General features: G+C 69.8%; 1 protein-coding gene. It reads right to left on the minus strand.

Annotation, left to right across the window (positions count from 1 at the left end; genetic code table 11):
• On the minus strand, nt 1-1,682 hold a 1,682-nt coding region (locus tag RJ03_RS22990), incomplete at both ends, for a condensation domain-containing protein (RefSeq protein ID WP_036505676.1).

Here is a 1,682-nt window from a genome sequence, read left to right on the forward strand (position 1 = left end):
CAGTGCCGCGGCCGGGGCGGATTCGTCCTCCGGCGGCGAAATGGTCAGTTGCAGATCGAATTTCGCGATCGCCCCGTCGATGCCCAGTTCGTCCACGCGGATTCCGGGCAGCTCCAGACCGGCCTTCTCCAAGTTCTGGAAGAACAGCGCGACCTGGAACAGCGGGTGGTGCGAAGGAGCGCGAACCGGATCCATCACCTCCACCAGGCGCTCGAACGGCAGCTCCGCGTGGGAGAACGCGGCGAGGTCGGTTCGTTTCACCCGCGCCAGCAGTTCGGTGAAGCTCTCGCCCGGATCGATCTCGGTCCGCAGCACCAGGGTGTTGACGAACATGCCGATCAGATCGTCGAGCTCGCGCTCGCCGCGGCCGGCCACCGGGGTGCCGATGGAAATGTCAGAGGTACCGGAGAGCCGGGCCAGCAGCGCGGCGAAGGCCGCGTGCACCACCATGAACTCCGAGGAGTTCTGTGCCCGCGCCAACCGGATCGCCGCGGCGCGCGTGGACGCCGGAATCTCGAAGGCCAGGGTGCGTCCGACACCCGAGGCGGTGTACGGGCGCGCCCGGTCGGCCGGAAGGTCGAGCCGCTCGGGCAGACCCGCCAGCGCCTCCCGCCAGAACGCGATCTGAGCGGCGGCCGACGACTGCGGATCTTCCTCGTCACCCAGCAGATCTCGCTGCCACAGTGTGTAGTCCGCGTACTGCACCGGCAGCGGCGTCCAAGTGGGCGCACTGCCCGCTTCCTGCGCGAGGTAAGCGGTCATGAGGTCTCGGACCAGCGGCGCCACCGACGCGCCGTCGGCGGCGATGTGGTGCGTCACCATGACCACCACGTGCACGTCGGTCTCGGGCTCCAGCACTGCGATCCGCAGCGGCACCTCGGCCGCGACGTCGAAACCGCGAAGCGCGAATTCGGTGACCCAGCCTTCGATCTCGCTCTCGGCGATCGGAATCACCGGCACGTCCGGCACGACCGACGGGGGCAACACCGATTGGTAGCCGACACCGTCCACGGCCGGGTAGACCGTCCGCAGCACCTCGTGCCGGGCCACCAGATCGCCGATGGCCGCGCGCAGTGCCGCGATGTCCAGTGCGCCGGTCAGCCGGACGGCGAACGGGATGTTGTTGGCGGGTGAGGTGGTGTCGAACTGGTTGAGGAACCACATCCGCTGCTGCGCGAGCGACAGCGGAATGCGTTCCGGACGCGGCCGGGCGGTGAGCGCCGGGCGATCCGCATCGGACCGGTTCGTCTCCACTCGGGAGGCGAGGGCCGCCACGCTGCCGGCCTCGAAGACCAGGCGGACCGGCACCTGGGTGTCGAGGGCGGAGCCGAGCCGCGCCGCGACCCGGGTGGCGCTCAGCGAGTTGCCGCCCAGTGCGAAGAAGTCGTCGTCGCGACCCACCCGCTCGATGCCGAGCACCTCGGCGAACACGTTCGCCACGAGTTCCTCGACCACGGTGACGGGCGCGGCGAACACCTGCGCCTCGAACACCGGCGCGGGCAACGCCTTGCGGTCGAGCTTTCCGGAGGTGTTGAGCGGCAACGCGTCCAGCACCGTCACGACCGCGGGCACCATGTACGAAGGCAGGGCCGAGGCGAGACTCGCACGCAGCGCCGTCGGATCCAGGTGATGTCCGGGCGCGGGCACCGCATAGCCGACGAGTTGTTCACCGGTGGGCCCGG

Origin of the sequence: Nocardia aobensis NBRC 100429 (assembly GCF_000308375.1) — a bacterium.
In the GTDB taxonomy this organism is placed as follows: domain Bacteria; phylum Actinomycetota; class Actinomycetes; order Mycobacteriales; family Mycobacteriaceae; genus Nocardia; species Nocardia aobensis.